The organism is Halorubrum tibetense (assembly GCF_042661865.1).
GTDB lineage: Archaea > Halobacteriota > Halobacteria > Halobacteriales > Haloferacaceae > Halorubrum > Halorubrum tibetense.
The window spans coordinates 1-500 of sequence record NZ_JBHSWW010000766.1; the positions used below are offsets into that span (position 1 = coordinate 1).

Genomic DNA, 500 nt, shown 5'->3' on the forward strand with positions numbered 1-500 from the left:
GCATTTTTTACAAGCCTACCAATATGCCGCTGACCCCTATCCAACCACGCTAGATCTACTGCGCTTCCTCAAGGCCGAAATACCAGCGCAAGACCATGCATTTATCGATGATCTGTTCACGAAAATTACGCTTTTCGATTTAAAAATTGACAGTGCTCGGGCCGTTAAGCAAGCGGACGGGCGTTTTCAGTTGACCTTAGAAATTGACGCTAAAAAAATCTACGCCGACGGTCAAGGCGAAGAAACTGAGGTGTCGCTCGCTGATCAATTCGATATAGGCGTTTTCACTCAAGACCCCGATAGCGCCAAGGGCAGTGATCACGTTCTTTATTTGGCAAAGCATCTCATTAAATCTGGGCCTAACACGGTGACATTGGTGCTTGATGAATTGCCAGTGTTTGCCGGTATTGACCCCTACATTAAAATGATTGATCGCAACGCGGATGATAACCTTCTGGCCGTCGACGTGGATTAATTGGAGTGAGGTAAGGCCCGGTTGC

General features: G+C 47.4%; 1 protein-coding gene. It reads left to right on the forward strand.

The genetic code is table 11. The features are described from left to right. Nucleotides 1–475 (forward strand): hypothetical protein (locus ACFQEU_RS18185; protein WP_379784450.1); only part of this gene is annotated, 475 nt, incomplete at its 5' end. Nucleotides 476–500: the final 25 nt, after the last annotated feature.